A 1,882-nucleotide genomic window follows, 5' to 3' on the forward strand; every position below is an offset into this window, starting at 1 on the left:
AAAATTGGAAATAGTATTTACCCGCCTCTCTAATTAGCGGGTAAATGTGTACATTTTGTACATTCGGGAGGTGAAAAATTGGAAATTCGCATGAGCTTGGACCGAATAAATTTTCGAATCGAAGACGTTCACGTGGACGACTTCCAGCGTTTTTCTGATTCGCTGGATATAGTGGAAAAGATGGGTTTTTTGAATGTAAGGCGTGATTTTGGGAAAGGGCATAGCGAATACAAATATAATTTTCATATTGGACAAGGTGACGGGGCAGTTTATGTTGCATATCATCATAATTCAGAAAATGCGAAGCTGGTCAAAGAACGTTTTCACGTGAAAGTCGAATACAATCCTTCCAAACATGATCGCAATGACTTCAAACAGTTTTGGCTTTGCATGTCTGATTTTTCAATGTTTCGCAAAAGTATAAAGTCGGTCGATATAGCTTTCGACATTCCAGTTCCGATTTCGAACGTTGTCGTGGTATCGACGACAGGAAAGGCGATGAACAAATATCAAACAACGATGTATTTCGGACAACGATCGTCAAATGGTTTTTTGCGCATATACGACAAAGCAAAAGAAGAAGGGAAAAAAGATGAGGTCAAAACAAGAATAGAGTTTACGCTTGCTTTTCCGCCTGAAACGACATTTCAACTTTTGCAGTCTGTGAGTTCATACGATGTGTTCGAGCAATATATTGTGTCCGTTGTGCAATATGATAAGCTTGACGCTGAACTTGCTTGTGTACTCTATGCGATCAATTCGGGTTTTCGTAGTTTGAAAGATTTCACGCGGAGGAAGCAGGAAAAAATAAAAAATGCTCTGCTGGGAACAGAGCGTATCGACTTTCAGCGTGTTTTCGATGAGCAGAAAACACACTTTTTTCAAGATATCAAGAATGCTATGCGTTTGCAATTGTAACATAAACGTACGTACATGTACATACATGTACGTACACGTATATACGAAAGGATATTCGTATGACGAAAAATTGTTCGGGTATGGGTTGCGTGTCGGGGGGCACCGCTTTCGCGGGGGGTACCGACACGTGACCCATGCCCTATATTTTTTTTGCGGAAAATGTTGACTTTTTGTAGTTTTTGCGTAATAATGATGACAAATAGTAAACGAGGTGAGGACAGTTGGCAAGAGATGAAAGGATAATAATTCGTCTACGCACTGATGTCAAAGAGGAGTTCCAGCGACTTGCTGAAGATATGGGGATGACGATCTCGGCGCTTGGTTCATACGTGATCGGGAAGTTCGTCGTTGATCACAAAAGGAATAGGGAGTTGCAGGAAAAAATGATTGTTCCAGCTGTAAATGAGTTGGTCAAAATGATTGCTGATGACATGCCGAACAAACTTGAGTTTGTGAAATTTATTGAAGAACTTTCGGGGGGAATGGAAAACAAGCTGTGAACGTCAAAACAGCGCGTCAAGTGAGCGTTAGCGAACGTGCCTTGACGCTGGGGAGTCCCCCCTGCTATGCTGGCGCGTCAGCGCATGCCCACACGGGCGTTTTTCGACCGTGTGGGTCAGCATAGGGGTTGCAGGGGGGACAGGGTCCCAGTGTCAAGGTAGCGCGTTGATGACGCACAGAACAAGGGAGGTGAGGACATGGACAAGTTGGCGGAGTACAAGCGGCGATACTGGGAGGCCATGAACGCGTCACGGTCGCGACGTGATTTCTTGCTTGCGGAGATCATGACGGACATGGAGATTGAATTTAAAATTCCGTTTCTGCGTTCGGTAGCTGATCGGGAGGTTGCGCCAGATGTGTTGCGTCTGTATCGCTTGATTTCGGATAGTCGTTCGATATAGCAATAGCAAAATTGGAAATAGTATTTACCCGCCTCTCTAATTAGCGGGTAAATGTGTACATT

At 43.8% G+C, this 1,882-nt stretch carries 3 protein-coding genes; all 3 read left to right on the forward strand.

Features of this window, described 5'->3' with window-relative positions; genetic code table 11:
• The first annotated feature begins 78 nt into the window (after positions 1–78).
• The 3 genes from ACYQY7_RS13895 (at position 79) to ACYQY7_RS13905 (ending at position 1,820) form a co-directional block, all read left to right on the forward strand.
• On the forward strand, positions 79–918 hold the full coding sequence (locus ACYQY7_RS13895) for a hypothetical protein (RefSeq protein WP_461202941.1): 840 nt from the start codon (positions 79–81) through the stop codon (positions 916–918).
• Between the two features lie 221 nt (positions 919–1,139).
• Complete coding sequence (locus ACYQY7_RS13900; protein ID WP_461202943.1) at positions 1,140–1,418, forward strand: hypothetical protein; 279 nt, start codon at positions 1,140–1,142, stop codon at positions 1,416–1,418.
• A 240-nt stretch (positions 1,419–1,658) separates the two neighbouring features.
• Complete coding sequence (locus ACYQY7_RS13905) at positions 1,659–1,820, forward strand: hypothetical protein (protein ID WP_461202945.1); 162 nt, start codon at positions 1,659–1,661, stop codon at positions 1,818–1,820.
• Positions 1,821–1,882: the final 62 nt, after the last annotated feature.

This window comes from Anoxybacillus sp. TBDG-1, from assembly GCF_054815885.1.